This is a genomic window from Citrobacter sp. Cpo147 (assembly GCF_030332405.1).
Lineage (GTDB): Bacteria > Pseudomonadota > Gammaproteobacteria > Enterobacterales > Enterobacteriaceae > Citrobacter > Citrobacter portucalensis.
The window spans coordinates 86,084-112,248 of sequence record NZ_JAOWHX010000032.1 but is presented as its reverse complement, the minus strand read 5'-3'; the positions used below and the strand labels follow the sequence as shown (position 1 = coordinate 112,248).

At 51.0% G+C, this 26,165-nt stretch carries 21 protein-coding genes, 2 rRNA genes and 1 pseudogene; 11 read left to right on the top strand and 13 right to left on the bottom strand.

The window, feature by feature from the left end; genetic code table 11:
• Window positions 1-1,626: ribosomal RNA gene (locus tag OGY06_RS11930) — 23S ribosomal RNA — on the top strand; the annotation flags it as partial.
• Window positions 1,627-1,722: 96 nt separating this feature from the next.
• Window positions 1,723-1,838: ribosomal RNA gene (gene rrf / locus OGY06_RS11925) — 5S ribosomal RNA — on the top strand.
• A 168-nt stretch (window positions 1,839-2,006) separates the two neighbouring features.
• On the opposite strand, the gene mobB is transcribed toward rrf, so the two are convergent.
• Complete coding sequence (gene mobB / locus OGY06_RS11920; protein ID WP_103015350.1) at window positions 2,007-2,525, bottom strand: molybdopterin-guanine dinucleotide biosynthesis protein MobB; 519 nt, start codon at window positions 2,523-2,525, stop codon at window positions 2,007-2,009.
• Window positions 2,507-3,091 carry a molybdenum cofactor guanylyltransferase MobA gene (gene mobA / locus OGY06_RS11915; protein WP_003825335.1) on the bottom strand — a complete coding sequence of 195 codons (585 nt, stop codon included), beginning with the start codon at window positions 3,089-3,091 and terminating at the stop codon, window positions 2,507-2,509. The genes mobB and mobA overlap by 19 nt, the downstream gene beginning before the upstream one ends.
• A 69-nt stretch (window positions 3,092-3,160) precedes the next feature.
• On the opposite strand from mobA, the gene OGY06_RS11910 reads away from it, so the two are divergent.
• The 3 genes from OGY06_RS11910 (at window position 3,161) to dsbA (ending at window position 5,133) form a co-directional block, all read left to right on the top strand.
• Window positions 3,161-3,430, top strand: coding sequence for a YihD family protein (locus OGY06_RS11910; RefSeq protein ID WP_003028616.1), 270 nt, complete (start codon window positions 3,161-3,163; stop codon window positions 3,428-3,430).
• A gap of 76 nt (window positions 3,431-3,506) precedes the next feature.
• Window positions 3,507-4,493, top strand: a complete 987-nt coding sequence (locus OGY06_RS11905) for a serine/threonine protein kinase (RefSeq protein WP_267398161.1) — start codon at window positions 3,507-3,509, stop codon at window positions 4,491-4,493.
• Between the two features lie 16 nt (window positions 4,494-4,509).
• On the top strand, window positions 4,510-5,133 hold the full coding sequence (dsbA, locus tag OGY06_RS11900) for a thiol:disulfide interchange protein DsbA (RefSeq protein WP_003028621.1): 624 nt from the start codon (window positions 4,510-4,512) through the stop codon (window positions 5,131-5,133).
• Window positions 5,134-5,146: 13 nt separating this feature from the next.
• Here the strand turns inward: dsbA and yihG are convergent.
• Window positions 5,147-6,083, bottom strand: a pseudogene (gene yihG, locus OGY06_RS11895) (1-acylglycerol-3-phosphate O-acyltransferase, YihG family).
• Between the two features lie 363 nt (window positions 6,084-6,446).
• Here yihG and polA point away from each other — a divergent pair.
• Together polA and spfP are read left to right on the top strand one after the other, a co-directional pair.
• Entirely contained in the window at window positions 6,447-9,233 is a 2,787-nt protein-coding gene (polA, locus tag OGY06_RS11890; protein ID WP_063941721.1) for a DNA polymerase I, read from the top strand.
• A 166-nt stretch (window positions 9,234-9,399) separates the two neighbouring features.
• The gene (spfP, locus tag OGY06_RS23290; protein ID WP_071892919.1) at window positions 9,400-9,447 is read left to right on the top strand and encodes a small protein SpfP; all 48 of its coding nucleotides are present in this window, start codon (window positions 9,400-9,402) and stop codon (window positions 9,445-9,447) included.
• Between the two features lie 120 nt (window positions 9,448-9,567).
• Here the strand turns inward: spfP and yihA are convergent, their stop codons facing one another.
• Window positions 9,568-10,200 carry a ribosome biogenesis GTP-binding protein YihA/YsxC gene (gene yihA, locus OGY06_RS11885; protein WP_063941722.1) on the bottom strand — a complete coding sequence of 211 codons (633 nt, stop codon included), beginning with the start codon at window positions 10,198-10,200 and terminating at the stop codon, window positions 9,568-9,570.
• Between the two features lie 284 nt (window positions 10,201-10,484).
• Between yihA and OGY06_RS11880 the strand changes: the two genes are divergently transcribed.
• The 3 genes from OGY06_RS11880 to hemN all read left to right on the top strand — a co-directional run bounded on the left by OGY06_RS11880 (window position 10,485) and on the right by hemN (window position 12,836).
• Window positions 10,485-10,658: a hypothetical protein gene (locus tag OGY06_RS11880; protein WP_122973887.1), complete on the top strand. Its 174-nt coding sequence runs from the start codon at window positions 10,485-10,487 to the stop codon at window positions 10,656-10,658.
• Between the two features lie 106 nt (window positions 10,659-10,764).
• On the top strand, window positions 10,765-11,274 hold the full coding sequence (gene yihI, locus OGY06_RS11875; RefSeq protein ID WP_003028627.1) for a Der GTPase-activating protein YihI: 510 nt from the start codon (window positions 10,765-10,767) through the stop codon (window positions 11,272-11,274).
• Window positions 11,275-11,462: 188 nt separating this feature from the next.
• Window positions 11,463-12,836 carry an oxygen-independent coproporphyrinogen III oxidase gene (gene hemN / locus OGY06_RS11870; RefSeq protein ID WP_003825321.1) on the top strand — a complete coding sequence of 458 codons (1,374 nt, stop codon included), beginning with the start codon at window positions 11,463-11,465 and terminating at the stop codon, window positions 12,834-12,836.
• A gap of 87 nt (window positions 12,837-12,923) precedes the next feature.
• On the opposite strand, the gene OGY06_RS11865 is transcribed toward hemN, so the two are convergent.
• From OGY06_RS11865 to glnA, 4 genes are all read right to left on the bottom strand, one after another.
• Window positions 12,924-13,034: a YshB family small membrane protein gene (locus tag OGY06_RS11865; protein WP_020996121.1), complete on the bottom strand. Its 111-nt coding sequence runs from the start codon at window positions 13,032-13,034 to the stop codon at window positions 12,924-12,926.
• A 113-nt stretch (window positions 13,035-13,147) separates the two neighbouring features.
• Window positions 13,148-14,557 (bottom strand): nitrogen regulation protein NR(I), encoded by a 1,410-nt coding sequence (gene glnG / locus OGY06_RS11860; protein ID WP_003825317.1) that lies wholly within the window; start codon window positions 14,555-14,557, stop codon window positions 13,148-13,150.
• A gap of 10 nt (window positions 14,558-14,567) precedes the next feature.
• Window positions 14,568-15,617: a nitrogen regulation protein NR(II) gene (gene glnL, locus OGY06_RS11855; RefSeq protein WP_008786986.1), complete on the bottom strand. Its 1,050-nt coding sequence runs from the start codon at window positions 15,615-15,617 to the stop codon at window positions 14,568-14,570.
• Between the two features lie 282 nt (window positions 15,618-15,899).
• A complete protein-coding gene (glnA, locus tag OGY06_RS11850; RefSeq protein ID WP_003825314.1) occupies window positions 15,900-17,309 on the bottom strand; it encodes a glutamate--ammonia ligase in 1,410 nt (469 codons plus the stop codon).
• A 379-nt stretch (window positions 17,310-17,688) separates the two neighbouring features.
• Here glnA and typA point away from each other — a divergent pair, with 379 nt between their 5' ends.
• A complete protein-coding gene (gene typA / locus OGY06_RS11845) occupies window positions 17,689-19,512 on the top strand; it encodes a ribosome-dependent GTPase TypA (protein WP_003028641.1) in 1,824 nt (607 codons plus the stop codon).
• A 69-nt stretch (window positions 19,513-19,581) separates the two neighbouring features.
• Here the strand turns inward: typA and ompL are convergent, their stop codons facing one another.
• From ompL to OGY06_RS11820, 5 genes are all read right to left on the bottom strand, one after another.
• On the bottom strand, window positions 19,582-20,274 hold the full coding sequence (gene ompL, locus OGY06_RS11840) for a porin OmpL (protein ID WP_003825311.1): 693 nt from the start codon (window positions 20,272-20,274) through the stop codon (window positions 19,582-19,584).
• Between the two features lie 66 nt (window positions 20,275-20,340).
• Complete coding sequence (locus OGY06_RS11835; RefSeq protein WP_126957465.1) at window positions 20,341-21,762, bottom strand: MFS transporter; 1,422 nt, start codon at window positions 21,760-21,762, stop codon at window positions 20,341-20,343.
• A gap of 46 nt (window positions 21,763-21,808) precedes the next feature.
• Window positions 21,809-23,191, bottom strand: coding sequence for an MFS transporter (locus OGY06_RS11830; RefSeq protein WP_003825308.1), 1,383 nt, complete (start codon window positions 23,189-23,191; stop codon window positions 21,809-21,811).
• 45 nt (window positions 23,192-23,236) lie between these two features.
• On the bottom strand, window positions 23,237-25,273 hold the full coding sequence (locus OGY06_RS11825; protein WP_126957463.1) for an alpha-glucosidase: 2,037 nt from the start codon (window positions 25,271-25,273) through the stop codon (window positions 23,237-23,239).
• Window positions 25,274-25,321: 48 nt separating this feature from the next.
• Complete coding sequence (locus OGY06_RS11820) at window positions 25,322-26,164, bottom strand: aldose-1-epimerase (RefSeq protein ID WP_126957461.1); 843 nt, start codon at window positions 26,162-26,164, stop codon at window positions 25,322-25,324.
• Window position 26,165 lies beyond the last annotated feature (1 nt).

Below are 26,165 nucleotides of genomic sequence, written 5' to 3'. Positions count from 1 at the left end.
AAAAACCCGCACGCCGGAAGACCAAGGGTTCCTGTCCAACGTTAATCGGGGCAGGGTGAGTCGACCCCTAAGGCGAGGCCGAAAGGCGTAGTCGATGGGAAACAGGTTAATATTCCTGTACTTGGTGTTACTGCGAAGGGGGGACGGAGAAGGCTATGTTAGCCGGGCGACGGTTGTCCCGGTTTAAGCATGTAGGCGGGAAGTTTAGGTAAATCCGGACTTCTTTTAACGCTGAGGTGTGATGACGAGGCACTACGGTGCTGAAGTAACAAATGCCCTGCTTCCAGGAAAAGCCTCTAAGCATCAGGTAACACGAAATCGTACCCCAAACCGACACAGGTGGTCAGGTAGAGAATACCAAGGCGCTTGAGAGAACTCGGGTGAAGGAACTAGGCAAAATGGTGCCGTAACTTCGGGAGAAGGCACGCTGATATGTAGGTGAAGTGATTTACTCATGGAGCTGAAATCAGTCGAAGATACCAGCTGGCTGCAACTGTTTATTAAAAACACAGCACTGTGCAAACACGAAAGTGGACGTATACGGTGTGACGCCTGCCCGGTGCCGGAAGGTTAATTGATGGGGTTATCCGTAAGGAGAAGCTCTTGATCGAAGCCCCGGTAAACGGCGGCCGTAACTATAACGGTCCTAAGGTAGCGAAATTCCTTGTCGGGTAAGTTCCGACCTGCACGAATGGCGTAATGATGGCCAGGCTGTCTCCACCCGAGACTCAGTGAAATTGAACTCGCTGTGAAGATGCAGTGTACCCGCGGCAAGACGGAAAGACCCCGTGAACCTTTACTATAGCTTGACACTGAACACTGGTCCTTGATGTGTAGGATAGGTGGGAGGCTTTGAAGTGTGGACGCCAGTCTGCATGGAGCCATCCTTGAAATACCACCCTTTAATGGCTGGTGTTCTAACGTAGACCCGTGATCCGGGTTGCGGACAGTGTCTGGTGGGTAGTTTGACTGGGGCGGTCTCCTCCTAAAGAGTAACGGAGGAGCACGAAGGTTAGCTAATCCTGGTCGGACATCAGGAGGTTAGTGCAAAGGCATAAGCTAGCTTGACTGCGAGAGTGACGGCTCGAGCAGGTGCGAAAGCAGGTCTTAGTGATCCGGTGGTTCTGAATGGAAGGGCCATCGCTCAACGGATAAAAGGTACTCCGGGGATAACAGGCTGATACCGCCCAAGAGTTCATATCGACGGCGGTGTTTGGCACCTCGATGTCGGCTCATCACATCCTGGGGCTGAAGTAGGTCCCAAGGGTATGGCTGTTCGCCATTTAAAGTGGTACGCGAGCTGGGTTTAGAACGTCGTGAGACAGTTCGGTCCCTATCTGCCGTGGGCGCTGGAGAATTGAGGGGGGCTGCTCCTAGTACGAGAGGACCGGAGTGGACGCATCACTGGTGTTCGGGTTGTCATGCCAATGGCATTGCCCGGTAGCTAAATGCGGAAGAGATAAGTGCTGAAAGCATCTAAGCACGAAACTTGCCCCGAGATGAGTTCTCCCTGACTCCTTGAGAGTCCTGAAGGAACGTTGAAGACGACGACGTTGATAGGTCGGGTGTGTAAGTGTAGCGATACATTGAGCTAACCGATACTAATGAACCGTGAGGCTTAACCTTACAACGCCGAAGATGTTTTGGCGAAAGACAGAGACAATATTCAGCCTGATTACAGATTAGATTGACATGCAAAAGCGTGTTGATAAACAGAATTTGCCTGGCGGCTGTAGCGCGGTGGTCCCACCTGACCCCATGCCGAACTCAGAAGTGAAACGCCGTAGCGCCGATGGTAGTGTGGGGTCTCCCCATGCGAGAGTAGGGAACTGCCAGGCATTAATTAAAGTGAAGAAGCCCATCCTGCCGGATGGGCTTTTTTGCGTCTGTGCGGGATGAAAACCGCCGGATGCGGCGTGCCGCCTTATCCGGCCTGCAGGGGCCGGGCTGAACGTATTTTGTAGGCCTGATAAGCGCAGCGCATCAGGCGCATCACAACACCACGGTTACCATCTTATCCATTGCGTAACAAAATCAGCAAGTTGCTGTATATCGTTGATGTCTAACAATGGAACATCCACCGCCAGCGGAACATCACTGGCAACCGCGATAACATATTCGTCTATCGCCAATTCTTCAGGACTATGCCCGCAACCGTCGCGAAAAAGCACGATCTTAGCGACAGGTTCATGCTTAAACCCTTCAACCAGCACTAGATCCAACGTCGCTGCATCCATCCGGCTTACCAGATACGCTAAATCCAGTTCGGGCTCTTCCGGTGTTTCTACCATTAATGCCCAACGTTGCTGGCTGGCGACCAGCGTTTGTGCTGCACCGGCTTTGCGCAGTTCATAACTATCTTTACCGGGCTTGTCGACATCCATATTGTGATGAGTATGTTTAATCAATCCGGGACGTATACCTCTGGCACGTAGTTCCGGGATCAACTTTTTGAGCAGCGTGGTTTTTCCCGTGCCGCTCCATGCCGCAATGGCGAGTAATGGGATCATGATTTTTCCTGCCATTTTGCGAGCTCTTCGGGGGTATTCACGTTTACGAACGCATCTTTATGATCGCTGAAATCGACAGCATGACCGCCAGCCAGACGCATAAAGACCATGACACGTCGTTCACCGGACTGAAGATAATCCTGCAGCAAAGGCTGCATAGAGCGGTGCATCAGCGCAATGGTTGGGTGATCTCTTTCCCCATCATGCACCCAGACAACGGGTGCATCTTTACGTTGCTCTTTTAGACGAGCGACCAGATCGTGAGGAATATAGGGCATATCGCACGGGCAAAACAGAAACCACTCCCCCGTTTGCTGCAGGAATACCGATAGCATCCCGGCCAGTGGGCCAGGGAAATCGGCCAAGGAATCGGGAATAACTTTCAGGCCGCTTTGCTGGTATATATCCCGGTGGCGATTGGCATTAACCACCACGGTTTCGACCTGCAAAGCGAGAATGTCGGCCACATGCCGCCAAAGAGGTTTACCGTCCAGTTCAAGCAGACCTTTATCGGTTCCACCCATCCGTCTGGCCTTACCGCCAGCCAGCACAACCCCTGTTATTGCACTATCCAGAATCACTGATATCGCCTCTTTTAATGTGGGATTGACCCTGCTAACGTATCTGTATTGAGCCTAAGGAGCACAACCATGAAATGTAAACGTCTGAATGAAGTTATTGAACTCCTCCAGCCAGCCTGGCAGAAGGAACCCGATCTTAACCTGATGCAATTTTTGCAGAAACTGGCGCAAGAGTCAGGTTTTGACGGCGAACTGGCGGATTTAACTGATGACATTCTGATCTATCACCTGAAAATGCGAGACTCAGCGAAGGATGCTGTCATTCCAGGTATTCAGAAAGATTATGAAGAAGATTTTAAAACCGCACTACTCCGCGCTCGTGGTGTAATTAAAGAGTAAAAGCTTGTAATCGCCGCCACCGAAAGCGCTGCGAAATGATATCCTGAATCATTCGTAGTATTTTCCGGATGATTGGATGAACGACAACGCTTTTAATTTCCAGACGCTACACCCGGATACCATCATGGATGCACTGTTTGAGCAGGGGATCCGGGTGGATTCCGGGCTTACCCCGCTTAACAGCTATGAAAACCGTGTCTATCAATTCCAGGACGAAGACCGTCGACGCTTTGTCGTTAAGTTTTATCGCCCTGAACGTTGGTCTGTCGATCAGATCCAGGAAGAGCACCAGTTTGCTCTGGAACTGGTAAGCGATGAAGTCCCGGTAGCTGCGCCGTTGGTACTGAACGGCCAAACGCTGTTAAGCCACCAGGGTTTCCATTATGCGATCTTCCCCAGCGTCGGTGGGCGCCAGTTTGAGGCCGACAACATCGATCAAATGGAGGCGGTCGGGCGCTATCTCGGGCGTATGCACCAGACCGGATCCAAGTGTACTTTTGCCTTCCGACCGACGATTGGCCTTGAAGAATACCTGACTGAGCCGCGTAAAGTTTTTGAACACGCACAGCTTATCCCATCAGGGCAAAAAGCGGCTTTCCTGAAGGCAACGGATGCGCTTATCGCGGTGGTTACCGATCGCTGGCATACGCGTTTTACTACGTTACGCCTGCACGGTGATTGTCATGCCGGTAATATTCTGTGGCGCGATGGCCCGATGTTTGTCGATTTAGATGATGCCCGCAATGGTCCGGCTATTCAGGATTTATGGATGCTCCTCAATGGTGATAAAGCTGAACAACGCATGCAGCTAGAAACCATTATCGAGGCTTATGAAGAGTTTAGTGAGTTCGACACGGCGGAAATCGGACTGATAGAGCCTTTACGCGCTATGCGTTTAGTTTATTATCTTGCCTGGCTGATTCGACGTTGGGCTGACCCTGCGTTCCCAAAAAACTTCCCGTGGTTAACCGGGGAAGATTACTGGCATCGTCAGACCGCAACCTTTATTGAGCAGGCAAAAATTCTGCAAGAGCCCCCCTTACAATTAACGCCAATGTATTAATCGGAGAAACTTGAACATGAAAAAAATATGGCTGGCGCTGGCTGGTATGGTCTTAGCTTTTAGCGCATCTGCAGCGCAGTTCCAGGATGGTAAACAATACATCACCCTGGAGAAGCCTGTTGCGGGTGAACCGCAAGTGTTGGAGTTCTTCTCCTTCTACTGCCCGCACTGCTATCAGTTTGAAGAAGTGCTTCATGTATCTGATAACGTGAAGAAAAAACTGCCGGAAGGCACCAAGATGACCAAATACCACGTCGAGTTTCTCGGGCCTTTGGGCAAAGATCTGACGCAGGCATGGGCGGTTGCAATGGCGCTGGGCGTTGAAGATCAGGTCACTGTTCCGCTGTTTGAAGGGGTTCAGAAAACCCAGACCGTTCAGTCTGTTGCTGATATCCGTAAAGTGTTTGTCGATGCGGGTATTAAAGGCGAAGACTATGATGCGGCATGGAACAGCTTCGTAGTGAAATCTCTCGTGGCACAGCAGGAAAAAGCAGCGGCTGATTTACAGCTGCAGGGCGTTCCGGCGATGTTCGTGAATGGTAAATATCAGGTAAATCCGCAAGGCATGGATACCAGCAGCATGGATATCTTTGTACAACAGTATGCGGATACCGTGAAATACCTGGTCGGTCAGAAGTAAAAGCAAAAGCCGGTCACTGACCGGCTTTTTTATTTTGAGGCTTTAATCGCGTCGAGCTGCGCGTCTTTCTCACTCCACAGCGTATTCAACCACAGCTGAAAGCGGCGCTTGAATGCCTTATCGTTCACGTAATCACCGTGTAACTCTTCATGGATTGGCTCCAGATTCACCCGCACGACAATCCGCGTTAGCTTACCGCTCAGCATATCGTAGAACGGTCGGCTACTGTTTTCCGGATAGCACAACGTGACGTTCAACATTTTATCGAACTGTGACCCCAGTACGTTCAATGCCATTGCAATACCTGCCGCTTTAGGAGGGAGCAGGTTTTGATAAGGAGAGCGGGTTTGCTCACGTTTATCTTTGGTAAAGCGTGAACCTTCGACAAAATTCACAATGGTTGTCGGGTGTACGCGAAACTTCTCGCAGGAACGACGCGTTGTTTCGACATCTTTACCACGGCGTTCCGGATGGCGAAGCAGATAGCCACGTGAATAGCGTTTCATAAACGGCATATCCAGCGCCCAGCAGGCCAGGCCAATAAAGGGCACCCAGGCCAACTGCTGCTTGAGGAAATATTTATTCATCGGGATGTGCTTACGGAACAGAACGCAAAGCACAACGATATCGGCCCAGCTGTAATGATTACAAATGAGCAGATACCAGTTTTTCTTGCTAAGACCTTCCAGCCCTTCAACATCCCACTTCAGCCGCGGATTAAGGTGCAGCAGTAGCGCCAGACCTTCACACCAGCAGTACATCATGAAATTACAGAAGACGGAAACCTTGCGCCAGACGACAGGAATGGGCAAAAGGAGTTTCACAACCCCGGCAAGGATGATCGGCACAGAACAAAAAATCGTGACCAATATGGTCAACACGATACTCAGCAACAGCGTTATCGCAGCGAGTATTCTCGTCATAATTAAATTATTCAAAAGGTTAGCCATAGACAGTGCGCGAAAGAGGCGCAAGGGGCTGATTTTATCAGAAAACGAACCAAATGATGGATCTTCCCTGAATAGAAAAAAAGAGAATATCTATCCACATCAGGATATAAGCTGTAAAAATGGAATAAAATGCCGTGAGTTTATTTAACCAATTGAAATTATTGTATAAATATAATGGAGCATTAATTGCCTTGCTATATTTAAAGAGCTGAAAATTATTTATTCACAAAGTTATCCACAGCTGTCTTTGCGAGCAAAGCAGAAGATCTGCAAAAGTTTTTCGACAAATGCGGCGAAAAACTCATGTTTTCATCCTGTCTGTGGCATCCTTTACCCATAATCTGATAAACAGGCACGGACATTATGGTTCAGATCCCAGAAAACCCACTTATCCTTGTAGATGGCTCATCTTACCTGTATCGCGCATACCACGCGTTCCCACCGCTGACTAACAGCGCAGGAGAACCTACGGGCGCGATGTACGGTGTCCTCAACATGCTGCGTAGCTTGATTCTGCAATATCAACCAACCCATGCAGCGGTGGTATTCGACGCCAAGGGTAAAACCTTCCGTGATGAATTATTCGAACATTATAAGTCTCACCGCCCACCGATGCCGGACGATCTGCGTGCGCAGATTGAACCTCTGCATGCGATGGTAAAGGCGATGGGGCTGCCACTGTTGGCTGTTTCTGGCGTGGAGGCGGACGATGTTATCGGTACGCTGGCGCGGGAAGCAGAGAAGATCGGTCGCCCGGTGCTGATTAGCACCGGTGATAAAGATATGGCTCAGTTAGTGACGCCGAATATCACCCTTATCAACACCATGACCAATACGATCCTCGGCCCGGATGAAGTTGTGAATAAGTACGGCGTCCCGCCGGAACTGATCATCGATTTCCTGGCGCTGATGGGGGATTCCTCAGATAACATTCCTGGCGTTCCAGGCGTAGGCGAAAAAACCGCTCAGGCACTGCTGCAGGGGCTGGGTGGGCTGGATACCCTCTATGCCGAATCAGACAAAATAGCGGGGCTGACCTTCCGTGGTGCGAAAACCATGGCGGGCAAACTTGAGCAGAACAAAGAGGTGGCGTACCTCTCTTATCAATTGGCTACCATCAAAACGGATGTTGAGCTGGAATTGACCTGTGAGCAGCTTGAAGTGCGTCAGCCCGCTGCAGAAGAACTGCTTGGCCTGTTTAAACAGTATGAATTTAAACGTTGGGTTACCGACGTTGAAGCGGGTAAATGGCTACAGGCTAAAGGGACGAAGCCGGCGGCAAAACCGCAAGAAACTATTGTCGTCGATGAAACGCCTGAGGAGCCGGCCACGGTTCTTTCGTACGATAACTATGTGACGATTCTGGACGAAGCGACGCTGGAAGCGTGGATCGCTAAGCTGAAAAAAGCACCTGTCTTTGCCTTCGATACTGAAACTGACAGCCTGGACAACATTTCCGCGAATCTGGTTGGCCTGTCTTTTGCCATTGAACCGGGTGTGGCGGCGTATGTTCCTGTTGCCCACGATTACCTGGATGCCCCTGACCAGATCGCGCGCGACCGCGCGCTGGAGCTGCTAAAGCCGCTGCTGGAAGATGAGAACGCGCACAAAGTCGGGCAAAACCTGAAGTACGATCGCGGCATCCTGGCGAACTATGGCATCGAGCTGCGCGGCATCACTTTTGACACCATGCTCGAATCCTACATTCTTAACAGCGTCGCTGGACGACACGATATGGACAGCCTGTCGGACCGCTGGCTGAAACATAAGACCATCACCTTTGAAGAGATTGCTGGAAAAGGCAAAAACCAGCTGACCTTTAACCAGATAGCACTGGAAGAGGCTGGTCGTTACGCTGCGGAAGACGCCGACGTTACGTTACAGCTGCATCTGAAGATGTGGCCAGAATTGCAGCAGCATAAAGGGCCGTTGAACGTCTTTGAAAATATCGATATGCCGCTGGTGCCGGTTTTGTCTCGCGTTGAGCGCAACGGTGTGAAAATCGATCCGGCTGTTCTGCACAAGCATTCAGAAGAGCTGACGCTGCGTTTGAATGAGCTGGAGCAAAAAGCGCACGAGATCGCCGGAGAAGCGTTTAACCTCTCTTCCACCAAGCAACTGCAAACTATCCTGTTTGAAAAGCAGGGTATTAAGCCGTTGAAGAAAACCCCTGGCGGCGCGCCATCAACGTCAGAAGAGGTACTGGAAGAGCTCGCGCTGGATTATCCATTGCCGAAGGTGATCCTGGAATATCGTGGTTTAGCAAAACTGAAGTCGACCTATACGGATAAGCTTCCGTTGATGATTAACAAGAAAACCGGGCGCGTGCATACCTCCTACCATCAGGCAGTTACCGCCACCGGGCGCTTGTCTTCAACGGATCCAAACCTGCAAAACATCCCGGTACGGAATGACGAAGGTCGTCGTATTCGTCAGGCGTTCATTGCGCCAGAAGACTACGTGATTGTCTCTGCGGACTACTCACAGATTGAACTGCGTATTATGGCGCACCTTTCACGTGATAAAGGTCTGCTTACCGCGTTTGCCGAAGGGAAAGATATTCACCGCGCAACGGCGGCAGAAGTTTTTGGTTTACCGCTTGATGCTGTGACCAGCGAGCAACGCCGCAGCGCGAAAGCCATCAACTTCGGTTTGATCTACGGGATGAGCGCCTTTGGTCTGGCGCGTCAGTTGAATATTCCGCGCAAAGAAGCACAGAAGTACATGGATCTCTACTTTGAACGCTACCCAGGTGTGTTGGAATACATGGAACGTACCCGCGCGCAGGCGAAAGAGCAAGGCTATGTAGAAACGCTGGAAGGTCGCCGTCTCTATTTACCGGATATTAAATCCAGTAATGGTGCTCGTCGCGCTGGTGCTGAACGTGCGGCCATTAACGCCCCGATGCAGGGAACTGCCGCAGATATTATCAAGCGAGCCATGATTGCTGTGGATGGATGGCTGCAAACCGAGCAACCGCGCGTGCGCATGATCATGCAGGTACACGATGAACTGGTGTTTGAAGTGCACAAAGATGATCTGGAAAGCGTCTCTAAAAAGATCCACCAACTGATGGAAAACGAGACCCAGATTGACGTGCCGTTGCTGGTGGAAGTCGGGAGTGGTGAAAACTGGGATCAGGCGCACTAAGGGTTTACTTAATAACGCCCCTTTTTCGTAACTAAGCAACATAAGAGAGAGCTTTTTGTGATGTCCATTAGAATTCCCTATGTAAGGAATGAAAAAAAATTACAAAAAGTGCTTTCTGAGCTGCTCAAAAAAGAGTAAAGTTATTCTCGTAGGGTACAGAGGTAAGATGTTCTATCTTTCAGACCTTTTACTTCACGTAATCGGATTTGGCTGAATATTTTAGCCGCCCCAGTCAGTAATGACTGGGGCGTTTTTTATTGTGCGAAAGAAAAAGTTTTGCACATGCTGTAGGCCGGATAAAACGCGCTACGGCGCCATCCGGCATATCGGTGGGTTATTCCCCGTCCTGCTCCTCTTCAACCGGTGCCAGTTCACTAAACCAGCTATCCAGTTTTTGCCGCAGTTTGTCCACACCCAGTTTTTTCAGCGATGAAAATGCTTCTACCTGCACGTCACCGTTAAATGCCAGTACGGCTTCACGTACCATATTCAGCTGCGCTTTGCGTGCACCGCTGGCCAGCTTATCTGCTTTAGTCAGCAGTACCAGAACCTGAACGTTGCTCTCAACTGCCCACAGGATCATCTGTTGATCGAGATCTTTTAACGGGTGACGAATATCCATCAGCACTACCAGACCTTGCAGGCTCTGACGCTTTTCCAGATATTCAGCCAGCGCGCGCTGCCATTTACGCTTCATCTCTTCCGGAACTTCGGCATAACCGTATCCTGGTAAATCGACCAGGCGTTTGCCGTCAACGACTTCAAACAGGTTGATGAGCTGAGTACGACCCGGCGTTTTAGATGTACGCGCCAGACCTTTTTGATTCGTCAGGGTATTTAGCGCACTGGATTTGCCTGCGTTGGAACGGCCAGCAAAAGCCACTTCGATACCGGTATCGGAAGGTAAGTGGCGAATATCAGGCGCACTCATCACAAAGTGCGTCTGTTGATAATTCAAGTTAGTCAAAGCAGTCCTCTCCATCAATCAGGGCTTTGCAGCGATTATACCTGAACCCCAGCAAAAGGCTGGTTTTTCGACGAGTGGGCTGTGTAAGTAAAAACCCCGCGCTTTGTGAGACATTGCCGACAGTTTCTATACGAGATGACAGAGTAAAAAATGACAGAACTAAAATAAATCATATGGTTACATTTGGGCGCTATTCTTAAAATCAGAAATTGTTACCCAGGTTACTTGTACGTTTAAACCAAAACGGTAAAGTAGCGTCCATAGCGAGGAAGCTGAAAGGATAGATGACTCAGGATGAGGGTCAGGAGCGCCAGGAGGCGAAGACACAGGATTGTCAGGAAGACAAACGTCCGGAGACGTTAGTAAAAGGAAATGGAAACAACACGGAATGTTACAGGCTAAGGGAAAAACAGGGTGTGTTGATAGCCAACAGGGATTGTAGAGCCCGTAAGGGTTGAGAGTCAGGAAAAAAGGCGACAGATTACTCTGTCGCCTTTTTTCTTTATTTCTGCTAGATTCCGGCGCAATTATATACTGAATAAAAACAGCCAAAGACGAATCATGATGAAACCAACTTCTACACCACGCGGTAAAGGTCCTGCAAAAGCGCGTCGTAAAACACGCGAAGAAATTAACCAGGAAGCTCGCGACCGTAAGCGCCAGAAAAAACACCGTGGTCATGCGGCAGGTAGCCGTGCGTCCGGTAGCGAAGGCGCATCTGGTGGCGGAAACCAAAATAAGCAAAAAGATCCTCGTATTGGCAGCAAAACCCCCATTCCATTGGGCGTGACCGAAAAAGTCACCAAACAGCACAAACCGAAGAGTGAGAAACCTATGCTTTCACCACAGGCTGAGTTGGATTTACTGGAAACGGATGAGCGCCTGGATGCGCTGCTGGAGCGTCTTGAAGCAGGAGAAACCCTGAGCGCGGAAGATCAGTCCTGGGTTGATGCCAAGCTGGATCGCATCGATGAGCTGATGCAAAAGCTGGGTCTTTCTTACGATGACGAGGAAGAAGAGGAAGAAGAAGAAAAGCAGGAAGACATGATGCGCCTGCTGAAAGGCGGAAACTAACGGTTTTACACCGTGGGTCTTCCCGTCCTGCTTATAACCCTTCCGGTTATATGTTATCTGGTGTGGTTATTCGTTAAACTACAGCGGTTGTCGCGGCGACAGAAGTGGCTGCGCAACCGACTTATCACCCGTACTGGGGTTAAGTCGGTACGCCGTACCCGCCAGAGACGCCATCGGAAGGAGTGAGCATGTCAGAGCAGTTAATAGACTGGGACCTGGCCCTGATCCAGAAATATAACTATTCCGGGCCACGATATACCTCGTACCCGACCGCGCTGGAGTTTTCTGAAGACTACGGCACTGAGGCATTTCTAAAGGCCGTGGCGCGTTATCCTGAGCGTCCTCTCTCGCTGTACGTTCACATCCCGTTCTGCCACAAGCTGTGCTACTTCTGCGGCTGTAACAAGGTCGTGACTCGTCAGCAGCATAAAGCCGATCAATACCTCGATGTCTTAGAACAAGAAATTATTCATCGCGCACCGCTGTTTGCCGGACGTCATGTCAGTCAACTGCACTGGGGCGGCGGCACGCCAACGTATCTGAATAAAGCGCAAATCAGCCGTTTGATGTCGCTGCTACGTGGCAACTTTAACTTTAACGACGACGCCGAAATTTCGATCGAAGTGGATCCGCGTGAAATTGAGCTGGATGTGCTCGATCATTTACGCGCTGAAGGTTTTAACCGCCTGAGCATGGGGGTGCAGGACTTCAATAAAGAAGTTCAGCGCCTGGTGAACCGTGAGCAGGATGAGGAGTTTATCTTTGCGCTGCTGAATCATGCGCGTGAGATTGGCTTTACCTCAACGAACATCGATCTGATTTATGGTTTGCCAAAACAGACGCCGGAAAGTTTCGCCTTCACCCTGAAACGCGTTGCTGAGCTGAATCCAGACCGATTGAGCGTCTTTAACTACGCGCACCTGCCGACGCTGTTTGCCGCTCAGCGCAAAATTAAAGATGCCGACCTGCCCAGCGCGCAGCAGAAGCTGGATATCCTGCAGGAAACCATCTCTTCACTGACCGAAACTGGCTATCAGTTCATTGGTATGGATCACTTTGCCCGCCCGGATGATGAGCTGGCGATTGCTCAACGCAAGGGTGTGCTGCATCGTAATTTCCAGGGTTATACCACCCAGGGTGATACCGATCTGCTGGGAATGGGCGTGTCAGCCATCAGTATGATTGGTGACAACTACGCGCAAAACCAGAAAGAGCTGAAGCGCTATTATCAGCAGGTAGACGAGCAGGGGGACGCGCTGTGGCGCGGAATTGCCCTGACCCGCGATGACTGCATTCGTCGTGATGTTATTAAGCTCCTGATCTGCAACTTCCGCCTCGACTATGCCTCTGTGGAACAGCAATGGGATCTGAACTTCGCTGACTATTTTGCCGAAGACCTGAAACTGCTGGCACCGCTGGCGAAGGATGGGCTGGTGGATGTCGATGAGAAGGGGATTCAGGTCACGCCGAAGGGCCGTCTGCTGATCCGTAATATTTGCATGTGCTTCGATGCGTATCTGCGCCAGAAAGCGCGGATGCAGCAATTCTCACGGGTGATTTAACGCTTTTCCGGATGGCGCTTCGCTTACCGTGCCTACGAAAATCTTAATACGTAGGTCGGGTAAGCGAAGCGCCACCCGGCGAACCCGCTAGCTGAACAGCCCAACCAGCGCCGCGCACAATACTGCGGCAACCGCAGTTTGTGGCGTATGGCTTTCGACTGCACCGCTCGACAGCAGATTAATGATTGATTCCAGCATGATGACTTCCCCCCCGTTTTCCGGGCACGATCATACTTAACTCATCGGAACAGTAAAGCGCAAAATAGCAGCTATTTGCGCTCAATTATTAATCTTTACACAGTGACGATATGTCACTCCATTCCGAGTTCTTTTAGCTTACGCGTCAAGGTATTACGACCCCAGCCGAGCAAGCGTGCCGCTTCCTGTTTATGCCCCTGAGTATGACGGAGCGCGGTAGTCAACAGCGTGCGCTCCATCTCCGGTTGGGCCTCGGAAAGCAAGTTTTGATGGCCGGAGCGTAATGCCCGATCTGCCCACTGTGCCAATAGCGTTGCCCAACTATCCGGCTGCATATGGGACGGTGCGTCTGGCACGGAGGTTTCAAACAGCTCGGTTGGTAAGTCCTGAATCAGTACTTCCTGCCCGGCGGCCATTACGGTTAACCAGCGGCAGGTGTTCTCAAGCTGACGCACGTTACCTGGCCAGGCCAGACGGGTGAGCGCAGCCTCAGTTTCCGGGTGTAATTGTTTGGCTTCCACCCCCAGTTCGCGGGCGGCCTCCTGCAGGAAATGACGCGCCAGGCGGGGGATATCCTCCCGACGTTCACGCAGCGGTGGCAGATGTACCCGAATGACGTTCAGCCGATGGAATAAGTCCTCACGGAATTTGCCTTCCTGCACGCGTAGTTCAAGATTCTGGTGCGTGGCGGCGATAATGCGTACATCTACCTTTACGGGCGCGTAACCGCCAACGCGGTAAAACTGTCCATCGGCTAATACGCGCAATAAACGCGTTTGCACGTCCAGCGGCATATCGCCAATTTCATCGAGGAACAGCGTACCGCCGTCTGCCTGTTCAAAGCGCCCCTGACGAATGGTATTCGCCCCGGTAAACGCGCCTTTCTCATGACCAAACAGCTCAGATTCGATCAAATCTTTCGGAATAGCCGCCATGTTCAGCGCGATAAACGGCGCTTTGACGCGCGGGCTATGACGGTGCAACGCATGGGCGACCAGCTCTTTACCGGTCCCTGACTCTCCGTTTATCAATACGCTGATTGACGATCGGGACAGACGTCCAATAATGCGAAAGACATCCTGCATTGCCGGCGCTTCGCCGATGATGTCGGTTGTGGGGCCGTTAATCTGAACATTGCGCGGCTGCTGCTGTTCCTGATAATGGCTGATGGCGCGCTCGACCAGCGCCACGGCTTCATCAATATCAAAAGGTTTAGGCAGATAATCAAACGCCCCTTGCTGATAGGCGCTGACGGCGGCATCCAGATCGGAGTGCGCGGTCATTATGATGACCGGAAGCATCGGATGCCGCTGTTTAATCTGTTTTAACAGCGTCAGGCCGTCCATACCCGGCATACGGATATCCGACAACAGCACGTCCGGCGTTTTGCTGGCCAGCGCGTCCAGTACCTCTTTACCGCTTTCAAATGTGGTACAGCTTAGCCCTGCCCCTGCGAGCGCACGTTCAAGCACCCAACGGATGGAACTATCGTCATCAACGACCCAGACTATTCCTCGTTGCATAAACGTCACCTTATTTCCTGATAGGCAGGTAAACCGAGAACTCGGTATGACCCGGCCAACTGGTAAATTCAATTTTGCCGGAATGTTGATCAATCAAATTACGGGCGATAGATAATCCAAGGCCGGTACCGCCTTCGCGACCGCTAACCATTGGGTAGAACAGCGTATCCTGCAAATGCGAGGGAATACCTGGACCGTTATCCTCTACATCAATTCGTGCCGCCAGACGGTAACGCATGCCGTGTAGCGTGAGCTGAAACGCGGTGCGGGTGCGCAGAATGATCTCGCCGCCTTCCGGTCCCAGCGCCTGCAAAGCATTGCGTACGATGTTCAGCAAAACCTGCTCGATCTGGTCCGGGTCGTGCAGTAACTCAGGCAGACTTGGGTCGTAATCCCGGATTAGCGTGACGTTTTCCGGCAGCTCCATCGAGACCAGCGCCACCACGCGTTCCGCCACTTTGTGAATACTTTCCGTGATGTGCATTCCCGGCTGTTGTGGCCCCAGCAGACGGTCGACCAGATTACGCAGGCGGTCCGCCTGTTCAATAATGACTTTGGTATATTCGGTCAGCGCCGGGTCCGGAAGTGCTTTGCTGAGAAGTTGCGCCGCGCCGCGTAATCCGCCCAGCGGGTTTTTAATTTCATGTGCCAGACCACGCACCAGATCGCGGGCGGCAATCTGCTGGGCGTGCTGGAGCTGTTCCTGACTCAGACGGCGCTGGTTATCCATAGGGGCCATCTCCAGCAAGATAAGGCCATCAGGCAGCCTCTGAGCGGTCACAGAGAGGATATGTGAGTGGCTGTCTATCACCAGCGTCACTTCGTTATCCGTAAAGCCCTGGCCTGCTTCCAGGCTCTCTCGCATCAGTCCGATGTTTAAGGAGAAATAACTCAACAGATCGGGAAGCGGTGTACCAAATAGTTTGCGGGAGCTTTGGGCGAGCAGCTGTTGCGCCGCCGGGTTGGCGTAATGTACAGCCAGCTCATCGTCGACTAGTAAGATGCTGTTGATTAAAGAATTGAGGATCTGCCCAGCATCGGGCAGCGTGCCGGTTGCCATTCAGCAGTCTCCTGAAAAGTGTTGCACCAATTTAGTGCATTATAGCGTTTTACATCAAAAAAGCGCGAAAAAGCAGGTTGTTAGTGGAGAAAAAAGCCCATCCTGGGATGGGCTACAGATGACTGGCAAACATAGATGCCGGATGGCGGCTTTGCCTTATCCGGCCTACAAGGTAATGTTACCCTCCAGGCCTGATAAGTTTGCTCCATCAGGCGTCCTATCATTCGCCATCGATCTCAAGCCTGCCTGAGCAGGCTAAAAGTTCCACGGCAACTCAAACGATTAAACGCTGTAGTACAGCTCAAACTCTACCGGGTGCGGAGTCATACGCACGCGGTCATCTTCTTCGCGACGCAGCGCAATGTACGCATCGATCGCTTCATTAGTGAACACGCCGCCTGCGGTCAGGAACTCGCGGTCCAGATCCAGTTCTTTCAGTGCTTCTTCCAGAGAACCAGCAACCTGTGGGATCTCTTTCGCTTCTTCCGGCGGCAGGTCGTACAGGTTTTTGTCCATTGCTTCGCCCGGGTGGATCTTGTTCTTAATACCGTCAAGACCAGCCATCAGCAACGCTGCGAAGCACAGGTACGGGTTAGCAGCCGGGTCCGGGAAACGCACTTCGATACGACGAGCTTTCGGAGAAGCAACTACCGGGATACGGATAGACGCAGAACGGTTACGGGCAGAGTAAGCCAGCATGACCGGCGCTTCGTAACCCGGGACCAGACGCTTGTAGGAGTTGGTGGTCGGGTTAGCCAGGGCGTTGATCGCTTTAGCGTGTTTGATTACGCCACCGATGTAGTACAGCGCCTGCTCAGACAGACCTGCATATTTGTCACCGGAGAACAGGTTTACGCCGTTCTTGGACAGGGACATGTGGCAGTGCATGCCGGAACCGTTATCGCCAAACATTGGTTTTGGCATAAAGGTTGCGGTTTTACCGAAACGGTGAGCGACGTTGTGAACGACATATTTGTAGATCTGAATTTCGTCCGCTTTTTTGGTCATGGTGTTAAAGCGGGTCGCGATTTCGTTCTGACCAGCAGTCGCCACTTCGTGGTGATGCGCTTCAACAACCAGGCCCATTTCTTCCATGATCAGACACATGGTAGAACGGATATCCTGAGAAGAATCTACCGGAGGAACCGGGAAGTAACCGCCTTTCACGCCTGGACGGTGACCTTTGTTACCACCTTCGTATTTGGTGGAGGAGTTCCATGCGCCTTCGATGTCATCGATAGCCACGTGGGAACCGGAAATAGATGCGCCGAAACGGATGTCGTCAAACAGGAAGAACTCTGGCTCTGGCCCGAACAGAACGGTGTCTGCGATGCCGGTAGAACGCAGATACTCTTCAGCACGTTTAGCAATGGAGCGCGGGTCACGGTCATAGCCCTGCAGCGTACCTGGTTCCAGGATATCGCAACGGATGATCAGGGTAGACTCTTCAAAGAACGGGTCGATGAGAGCAGTAGACGCATCTGGCATCAGAACCATGTCTGATTCGTTAATGCCTTTCCAGCCACCGATTGAGGAGCCGTCAAACATTTTGCCTTCTTCAAAGAATTCGGCATTTACCTGATGAGCAGGAATAGTGACGTGCTGTTCTTTGCCTTTGGTATCAGTGAAGCGTAAATCAACAAACTTCACTTCGTGCTCGTTCAGCATCGTCAAAACGTGTTCAGCGGACATACTTACTCTCCCGGATTGGTCATTGTCGTCGTGGTAACGAAGTCTTCAATTCTGCAAAAATTGGCCGTGTCGCCATAAAAAATATAAAGCGAAATCTGTGCCAACTTTTAAATTGCCCCTAAAAGGCGTTATCATGCGCACCATCGTGCAAAGGGGCTGCACCATGAAGGTTGTATTGCACCATTATAGTGCTTTAATGTGAACATTAAGCACCATATTGGTGCAAAGCATGTCAGATTACCCCTTTTAACGCTCCGTGAATGTGATCACAAAGAAACTCTGCAATACTTGTTTGCGGAGGATGTTTGTGATCCTGTTTTGTACTGCGATTAATCCGTGTACAATAACGCGCTATTTCTAAAATGCCTGAGGCAAAGTTGTGATCGAAAATTTGCGTAACATCGCCATCATCGCGCACGTAGACCATGGTAAAACGACCCTGGTAGACAAGCTGCTCCAACAATCCGGTACGTTCGATGCACGTGCTGAAACCCAAGAGCGCGTGATGGACTCCAACGATTTGGAGAAAGAGCGTGGGATTACCATCCTCGCTAAAAACACCGCTATCAAATGGAATGACTACCGTATCAACATCGTTGATACCCCGGGGCACGCCGACTTCGGTGGTGAAGTTGAACGTGTAATGTCCATGGTCGACTCTGTGCTGCTGGTGGTGGATGCAATGGACGGTCCGATGCCGCAGACGCGCTTCGTGACCAAAAAAGCCTTTGCCCATGGCCTGAAGCCAATTGTTGTTATCAACAAAGTTGACCGTCCTGGTGCGCGTCCTGACTGGGTTGTTGATCAGGTATTTGACCTGTTCGTTAACCTCGACGCTACCGACGAGCAGCTGGACTTCCCGATCGTTTACGCTTCTGCGCTGAACGGTATCGCGGGTCTGGATCACGAAGACATGGCTGAAGACATGACTCCGCTGTATCAGACTATCGTTGATCGTGTACCGGCTCCGAATGTAGATCTTGATGGCCCGCTGCAGATGCAAATCTCTCAGCTGGACTACAACAACTACGTTGGCGTAATCGGTATCGGCCGTATCAAACGCGGTAAAGTTAAACCGAACCAGCAGATCACTATCATTGATAGCGAAGGCAAAACCCGTAACGGTAAAGTCGGTAAAGTTCTGACCCATCTGGGTCTGGAACGTATCGAGAGTGATATTGCCGAAGCAGGCGATATCATCGCGATCACCGGTCTGGGCGAACTGAACATCTCCGACACCATCTGCGACCCGCAGAATGTTGAAGCGCTGCCAGCTCTGTCCGTTGATGAACCGACCGTAACCATGTTCTTCTGCGTAAACACCTCTCCATTCTGCGGTAAAGAAGGTAAATATGTTACCTCTCGTCAGATCCTTGACCGCCTGAACAAAGAGCTGGTGCACAACGTTGCGCTGCGCGTTGAAGAAACCGAAGATGCGGATGCGTTCCGTGTATCCGGTCGTGGTGAACTGCACCTGTCTGTTCTGATCGAAAACATGCGTCGTGAAGGTTTCGAAATGGCGGTTTCCCGTCCGAAAGTAATCTTCCGCGAAATCGACGGCCGTAAACAAGAGCCGTTCGAAAACGTAACGCTGGACGTTGAAGAGCAGCATCAGGGTTCTGTGATGCAGGCTCTGGGTGAGCGTAAAGGCGACCTGAAAAACATGAATCCAGATGGCAAAGGCCGCGTACGTCTTGACTACGTGATCCCAAGCCGTGGTCTGATCGGCTTCCGTTCAGAATTCATGACCATGACCTCCGGTACCGGTCTGCTGTACTCCACTTTCAGCCACTACGACGATGTTCGTGCGGGTGATGTGGGTCAGCGTCAGAACGGCGTACTGATCTCCAACGGCCAGGGTAAAGCAGTTGCGTTCGCACTGTTCAGCCTGCAGGACCGCGGTAAGCTGTTCCTGGGTCACGGTGCTGAAGTTTACGAAGGCCAGATCATCGGTATTCACAGCCGCTCTAACGACCTGACTGTAAACTGCCTGACCGGTAAGAAACTGACCAACATGCGTGCGTCCGGTACTGACGAAGCAACGGTTCTGGTTCCGCCTGTTAAGATGACTCTGGAGCAGGCTCTGGAATTCATCGATGACGACGAACTGGTAGAAGTTACCCCAACCTCTATCCGTATCCGTAAGCGTCACCTGACTGAAAACGATCGTCGCCGTGCAATGCGTGGCGCGAAAGAAGAGTAATTAACACTCTTTTTCAGGTAAGCACAAAAAAGCCGCTGATTATCAGCGGCTTTTTTTATCCCGGAAGAATTAGAAGAAATACTTAGCCCCGACACGAATTTGATTTTGTTCGCGGTGATAAGGTTCTACATTGCGATCTAACCAGCGTAGTTCCAGGTAGGGTAACCAGTGTTCATTGATACGATACTTGAAGGTATTCGTAATCTCCCAGTGATGATCTTTTCCGTTACTGCTATTGAAGTCATTCACTCGAATAAAATAGTGCGGCTCAAAGGTATAGGAAAATTTATCGGTGATAGTAAAATTCCAGTAGTTGCCTATTTCATAGGTATCATTATTGTCCTGGTCACCGTTTAGATCGGTTGAGCTGTAGTTATTATGGTTATATCGGTTACGCACGGTAAGATTAAACCATGGGGTAAATTTATAGTTAACATCCAGATAAGCCGCACCACCGGAACCCGCACTCTTATCATTTATCAACCCACCTGGCTGGATAGTTAATTTATCTGTCGGTTTAAATAACGGATACCAGCCCTCTATTTCATTATAGCCGTGTTTTAACTCATCCTTGCGTTGCATGGTGTAGGTGTTGGTGAGCATGATACCCGCGCCCATATCGGAGTTATAGCCAACGCGCATCATCACTTCTATCTGATCTGACGCCAGATTATATGCCTCGCGGTTCTCGACATAGGCACCCGCAAAAACAGAGGTAGAAGCAACCGAAGATAAGAGAATTATTGTTGTTAACTTTTTCATAATAAATCCATTTTTTAAGCGTAGGGAGGCCGCCATCCATTAAGATGGAATAGGCGGCTATTATTTTTATACGTTTACAGCAGAGGTATTATTTTTAGTGGTAACAGGATTCGATAGAGTATTGTTTTTCTTCCGTTGGCTGATTTCCTCAATAATAAAAGCAAAGCGAGTTTCGTTGAGCTTATAAAATAAACCCATTGTGAATGCAGCGATAATGGCCAGCCCACAAGGCCAGAGGAAAATAAGCTGACGCAGGCCGAGCAAAGTTGCATCGCTTTGGGTTATGTTGGGGATATAACCGATTTGCGTCAGCATGATGCCCGGCAGGAAACCAGCGAGCGCAGCGGAAATTTTGCGCGAAAAGGTATAACCCGTATACACCGAACCTTCCGCGCGGATCCCTGTTTTCCATTCGCCATAATCGACCGTATCCGGAACCAGCGCCCAGTTCAGGCTGTTAACAAAAGCGGTTCCGAAGAAGGCCATACAGGAGAATGTCACGAACAAAAATGATGTGCTGCCCCAGAAAAAGTTCAGTACATCGCCGATAGCCCATAATGCCAGACCGCCGAGGTAAACCTGCTTTTTACCGAAGCGTTTCACCGCAGCGGGAACCAGCAGCACCCCAACCAGAATGCATCCCATGCTGAAGAACCCCATCCACGACAGCAGATGAATATCATTGAGCACGTACTGGGTGTAGTACACCTGGATTGCCAGCTTGATGTTGAATGCCGCTAGCGTGCATAAGTTGGCGACACACAGCACCAGCAGGGGAGGGTTACGGAAAATGGCACAGAACGATTTGAGAATGCTGGGCTTATGGTGATCCGGCACGATTTCAATGTAGCGTTCCTTCACTCCGCTGAAACACCACCACATGCTGAACAGCCCGCAGACTGAAAAGATCAGTGCGGCGATCAGATAACCCAGCGAGGATGAACTGACAAATAGCGCTTGAATCGGCATAAAGCCAACGGTGCACAGTAACAGACCAACGGTAGCGCCGCCCTGACGCCAGGCGGCGAGCTGAGCGCGTTCATGCGGGTTTTTAGTGATCGCAGGCACCATCGCGCCGTAGGAGCAGTTCATCAGGCTATAGAACAGACCGAATAGCATAAACAATACTGTCGCCAGCCCAGTTTTTACCGTTAGCGTAAAATCTGTCGCCAAAAACTGCGCGCTGGCAACAACTGCGACAGGAAATGACGCATACAAAATAAAAGGTCTGAATTTACCTTTTGCGCCAATATTACGCCTTGAGTCCAGCAATACACCGGTCAACATATCAGTGAAGGCGGTGAAGAACTTCGCCACCAGAAAGATAATCCCACCGTAATACGCCGGCATCCCTAGTTCATCGGTATAAAATTTAAGCAGATACAGTGTGCCGATACACAGCATCAAATTTGAGCCGAAGTCACCCACTCCGTAGGCGAATTTTTCACGCAGGCTCAGTTTTAGCGTTAGCGGATCATGAAAAGACATAATCGCTCCTCAATAGCGCCCCGTAGAGCGCTATTAATTATTATTATCAAACGGGTTGTTTACGCGCTTCTATCTCTTCAACGATGCGGACATACATCTTCTCGTTAAGGTTGTAGAAACAGCCCATAGCCACAATGGTGATCACCGCTAAAGCGCAGGGATAAATAAAGATCAACTGACGCAAACCTTCGACCGTACTTGCTGATTGCACCACGTTGGGAACGTAGCCGATTTGCGTCAGCATCCAGCCGGGGAAGAATCCCGCCAGCGCTTGTGAAACTTTACGAAAGAAGGTGAAACCGGTGTATACCGTGCCTTCAGAGCGTACGCCGGTTCGCCATTCGCCATATTCCACCGTATCGGAGACCAGCGCCCAGTTCAGGCTGTTAACGAATGCTGAGCCGAAGAACGCCAGGCAGGAGAAGGCGACAAAGCTGACGGAACCGCCACCAAAGAAGTAGTTAAGCAAATCCCCCGCGACCCAAATTAGCAAACCGCCAATGTAGACTTTTTTCTTGCCGAAACGTCTAACCATTCCAGGCATCAAGAAGACGCCGATGAAGATACAGCCCATGCTGAAAAAGCCCATCCAGGAAAGGAGAATTGGGTCATTCAGTACGTACTGGGTGTAATAGACCTGAATTGCCAACTTAACGTTAAATGCGCCAAGCGTACAAAGGTTGGCAACGCACAGAATAAACAAAGGGCGGTTACCGGCGATGGCGCGGAAGGATTGCAATAATCCCGGTTTTTGCGCGGCATCCACGGGTTTCACTTCCACGTAGCGTTCTTTTACCCCGGCATAGCACAGCCACATAAACAGCAGGCCAAACAGCGAGAACAACGTGGCGGCGAAGATATAACCCAGCTGTGAATTGCCTTCGATCAAGTTCATTACCGGTACAAAGCCGACTGTACATAGCAACAAACCCAAGGTTGCGCCCCCTTGTCGCCAGGCTGCCAGTGAAGCGCGCTCGTCCGGATTTTTCGTAATCGCGGGAACCATTGCACCATAGGAGCAGTTCATCATGCTGAAGAACAGTCCGTACAGCATAAACAGCACCGTTGCCATCACCGTTTTACCGGTTACTTCAAACGGTGTACCGACAAAGTTGGCAATCGCCAGCAACGTAACTGGAAATGCGGCGTAAAGAACGAACGGACGGAATTTCCCTTTCGGGCCGATTTTGCGGCGGGAATCGAGCATAATCCCGGTGCCCATATCGGTAAACGCGGTAAAAAATTTGGCGATAAGGAAAATGATGCCGCCATAAGTTCCTGGTAAACCAAGGACATCGGTATAAAACTTGAGTAAATAGAGGGTACCAATGTCCAACAGGATATTGGAGCCTAAATCACCCATCCCATAGGCGAGTTTTTCTTTGAACGGCAAGCGTAGGGTTGCCGGATTAGAGGAAGTCTGACTCATTATTATTCTCCATGTGCCCGCGAGTTTCCCCGCGGGCGAGCCGTGTTAGATATTGCGTAAGGTGGCAAACAGTGACGCCCATTCACTCTTCGCGCGATAAAACACCGGAGGCTTGCCGATAGGCGCATCTACGGTAATTTCACCGCCCTGGTAAGTTTCCCCAGTCCAGACGTTTACCCAGCTATCCTCTGGCAGATACAGCGTCCAGTTTTGCTGGCCCTGTTCGTGAACCGGCGCGACCAGCAAATCTTGTCCCAGCAGATACTGATATTTCAGGGTATAGGTCCGAGCATCGTCTTCGTAATGCAGGAACAGCGGGCGCATCACCGGCAGACCGATAGCGCTGTTTTGCGCGACAGCCTGTTTTAGATACGGTTTCAGGGTGGTAAAGACGGTGGTCATACGGGCAAAGTGGGCGATGGTTTCAGCATCACCATCAAACTGCCAGTTATCGCCAGGGCGGTTACCTTCGTGGGTGCGCATCATCGGCGTGAAGGCACTGAAGTCACACCAGCGCAACAGCAGCTCTTTGCTGCGTTTCATGTCAAACAGGGTGGTGTAGCCGCCGATATCGCTGTGGTGCAGACCGTGACCGGTCATCGCCAGCGACAGCGCCGCAGGAACGACGGAAGCCAGACCGTCGTCGAGGCTCCAGTCAACGTTCTGATCGCCTGCCCACATCATGGTGGAGTACTTCTGGCTGCCGGTGTAGCCCGCACGCATAAAGAACAGGATCTCGCCGAGTTTGCCGGTCTCCTGTAACGCTTCGTAGTTGCATTTCGCCCACAGTGCGGGCCAGGCGTTATGCATAATTTCAGCGCTGACGCCGTTGTGCAGATACGTATCGGTTGGCAGATATTCGCCAAAGTCGGCCATCCAACCGCCGCAGCCCAGCTCAATCATGTTCTTTTTGATGACTTCTTTGAACCAGTTGTAGGCTTCGGGGTTGGTCAGATCGACCACACCGCCGTAAAACTCGCCGAACTCAACCAAATAGTCAGCGCCTGAGGCATCTTTCGCCAGATAACCGCGAGCGGCAGCTTCGGCACAGAGATCTTTATCGCTGGCGACGTATGGGTTGATGTAGGAGAGAAACTGCACGCCTTCTTCTTTCCACTGCTTAATACGGTTATCCAACTGCGGATAGTTTTCGCTGTTCCACTTCCAGTTCCACATCACGCGCTTGCCAAAGGAGGTCATGCGGATCCCGGACCAATCCTGCGCCCAGATGCCGTTTACTTTCACGCCTGCGTTACGCATGGTGTCCAGTTTGTTCTGGCAAATCTCAGTACCGCCCTGAATACCGAGCGTGACGCCGTCGTATATCCAGTCCGGCAGCTCCGGCTGGCGACCTAACAGCGCGGTCAGTTTTTCCAGCAGGGAAATATACGTGTCGGCGCACTCAAAGCACAGGGTGGTTTTGTCTTCCCACAGCGCCAGCTCGTGATACTCCGGTGCGCTGAAGTCGAAATTCATATAGCAACTGTTATCAACGTGGCAGTAGTACTTCTGTGTGCTGACGAAGGTCGGCTGCGGGAAGAAGGTCCAGTAGTAGTCTCCGCCGGCATTTTCTTTGCAGTCAGCCTGCCAGGTGACATAGCTGTTTTTGTTACGGCCCACGCCCTGTTCGCTGGTCCACAGTGGGAAGGGTTTTCCGCGCAAATCGAAGTAAGAGAATTGTTCACCGCAGCCGTAAATATGATCGTCCGGGTTGGCTGCCAGACGCAGCCAGATGCGGTTATGGCTGAGATCATCGTTGTGCAGGTCCAGCTTCAGGCGGCCCTGTTCATCGGTAGAGATGTGCAGCGTGGCGTTGATGGTATTACCGCGGCTGAAATGTACCAGCCAGCCATCAGGTGACTCGCTAACCGTGGCGTCGGTCAGAGCAATCTTCTCATTGAGCTTGTCTTTGATGCTGAAGTTGCCGCGAAACATGTCAATGTCGGCAACGCCAGCGCCGATCCATAGACAAGGGGTTTCTGTGCTGTGACGTAAAATCAGGCGCTGGTGGTACGTTAAAGCAAATCCATCAGGTAGTGATGTGAGTTCTAAGGCGGTTGACCGTTGTTGTAGCGAATTCATTATCGTCTCCGTAAAAATAGGGTAATTCGGTAATTTGTCGGAAATCTGTTATTCACTGCCGATTAAAAAATGCATTTGATGTGTTTCTCCGGGCGCGAGATGAATCAGGCTAATTCCGGAGTTAAAGGCGTCTGGCGGGCAGGTCATCGGTTCAACCGCAAGGCCACGCCGTGCTAATTTTTCGCCGGTGTACACCTGTAGCCAGGGCTGGTGGCTGCGTAAAAAAGTGGACATGTTTTGCGATGGACTGGTTATCCTGACTTCCCACTCAGCGTCAGGTGGCATGGTCCTGAACGTATGATCGATAGTGGTCTGCGCAATGCGTCGCTGCGTTGTGAAATCCCGTTCATCGCATGTTTCTTCACTCGCTGGGAGTGTTAATTCACAGTCATCGATAGGGTGCTGATTGCAGGTCAGGTAGGGGTGTGCTCCCGCGCCATAGGGTGCAATTTCGTCACCCACATTCTGTGTCCGAATAATGACGTGCAATCCGCTGTCTGCCTCCAGTCGGTAAATCACCTCTGAAACCAGCGCAAAGGGATAGCCATAAGAGGGCGGAAGAAAAATCGTCAACGACACTTCCGTGTTCGACAGTTGATTAATCTGCCAGTCCCGCCAGGCCAGCAATCCATGGATGGCGGTATGTGAAACAGGGTCGTTAACGGCAAGTTGGAAGGTCTTGCCGTTATGTTGATAGCAGCCATTTGCAACGCGGTTTGGCCAGGGAACCAGCACTTTTCCTAAATGTGCCAGCGGCATCTCTTCCGGCTTATGTGGAATCACAATGTGACGCCCACGGTGCGTCAATTCTGCTAGTCCAGCACCAACCGTGACGATTTTCGCCTGGAAGTTTCCGGCTTGAAGATGAATGGTTTTTCCACCGTTATGCATG

Bases quoted from the DNA above. Each gene is read 5' to 3' on its own strand.
- OGY06_RS11820 (WP_126957461.1), bottom strand. From the start codon at position 26,164: ATGCATAACGGTGGAAAAACCATTCATCTTCAAGCCGGAAACTTCCAG.
- OGY06_RS11830 (WP_003825308.1), bottom strand. From the start codon at position 23,191: ATGAGTCAGACTTCCTCTAATCCGGCAACCCTACGCTTGCCGTTCAAA.
- OGY06_RS11865 (WP_020996121.1), bottom strand. From the start codon at position 13,034: ATGCTGGAATCAATCATTAATCTGCTGTCGAGCGGTGCAGTCGAAAGC.
- OGY06_RS11825 (WP_126957463.1), bottom strand. From the start codon at position 25,273: ATGAATTCGCTACAACAACGGTCAACCGCCTTAGAACTCACATCACTA.
- mobB (WP_103015350.1), bottom strand. From the start codon at position 2,525: ATGGCAGGAAAAATCATGATCCCATTACTCGCCATTGCGGCATGGAGC.
- glnA (WP_003825314.1), bottom strand. From the start codon at position 17,309: ATGTCCGCTGAACACGTTTTGACGATGCTGAACGAGCACGAAGTGAAG.
- OGY06_RS11835 (WP_126957465.1), bottom strand. From the start codon at position 21,762: ATGTCTTTTCATGATCCGCTAACGCTAAAACTGAGCCTGCGTGAAAAA.
- ompL (WP_003825311.1), bottom strand. From the start codon at position 20,274: ATGAAAAAGTTAACAACAATAATTCTCTTATCTTCGGTTGCTTCTACC.
- polA (WP_063941721.1), top strand. From the start codon at position 6,447: ATGGTTCAGATCCCAGAAAACCCACTTATCCTTGTAGATGGCTCATCT.
- OGY06_RS11905 (WP_267398161.1), top strand. From the start codon at position 3,507: ATGAACGACAACGCTTTTAATTTCCAGACGCTACACCCGGATACCATC.
- glnG (WP_003825317.1), bottom strand. From the start codon at position 14,557: ATGCAACGAGGAATAGTCTGGGTCGTTGATGACGATAGTTCCATCCGT.
- glnL (WP_008786986.1), bottom strand. From the start codon at position 15,617: ATGGCAACCGGCACGCTGCCCGATGCTGGGCAGATCCTCAATTCTTTA.
- hemN (WP_003825321.1), top strand. From the start codon at position 11,463: ATGTCAGAGCAGTTAATAGACTGGGACCTGGCCCTGATCCAGAAATAT.
- OGY06_RS11910 (WP_003028616.1), top strand. From the start codon at position 3,161: ATGAAATGTAAACGTCTGAATGAAGTTATTGAACTCCTCCAGCCAGCC.
- yihI (WP_003028627.1), top strand. From the start codon at position 10,765: ATGAAACCAACTTCTACACCACGCGGTAAAGGTCCTGCAAAAGCGCGT.
- dsbA (WP_003028621.1), top strand. From the start codon at position 4,510: ATGAAAAAAATATGGCTGGCGCTGGCTGGTATGGTCTTAGCTTTTAGC.
- OGY06_RS11880 (WP_122973887.1), top strand. From the start codon at position 10,485: ATGACTCAGGATGAGGGTCAGGAGCGCCAGGAGGCGAAGACACAGGAT.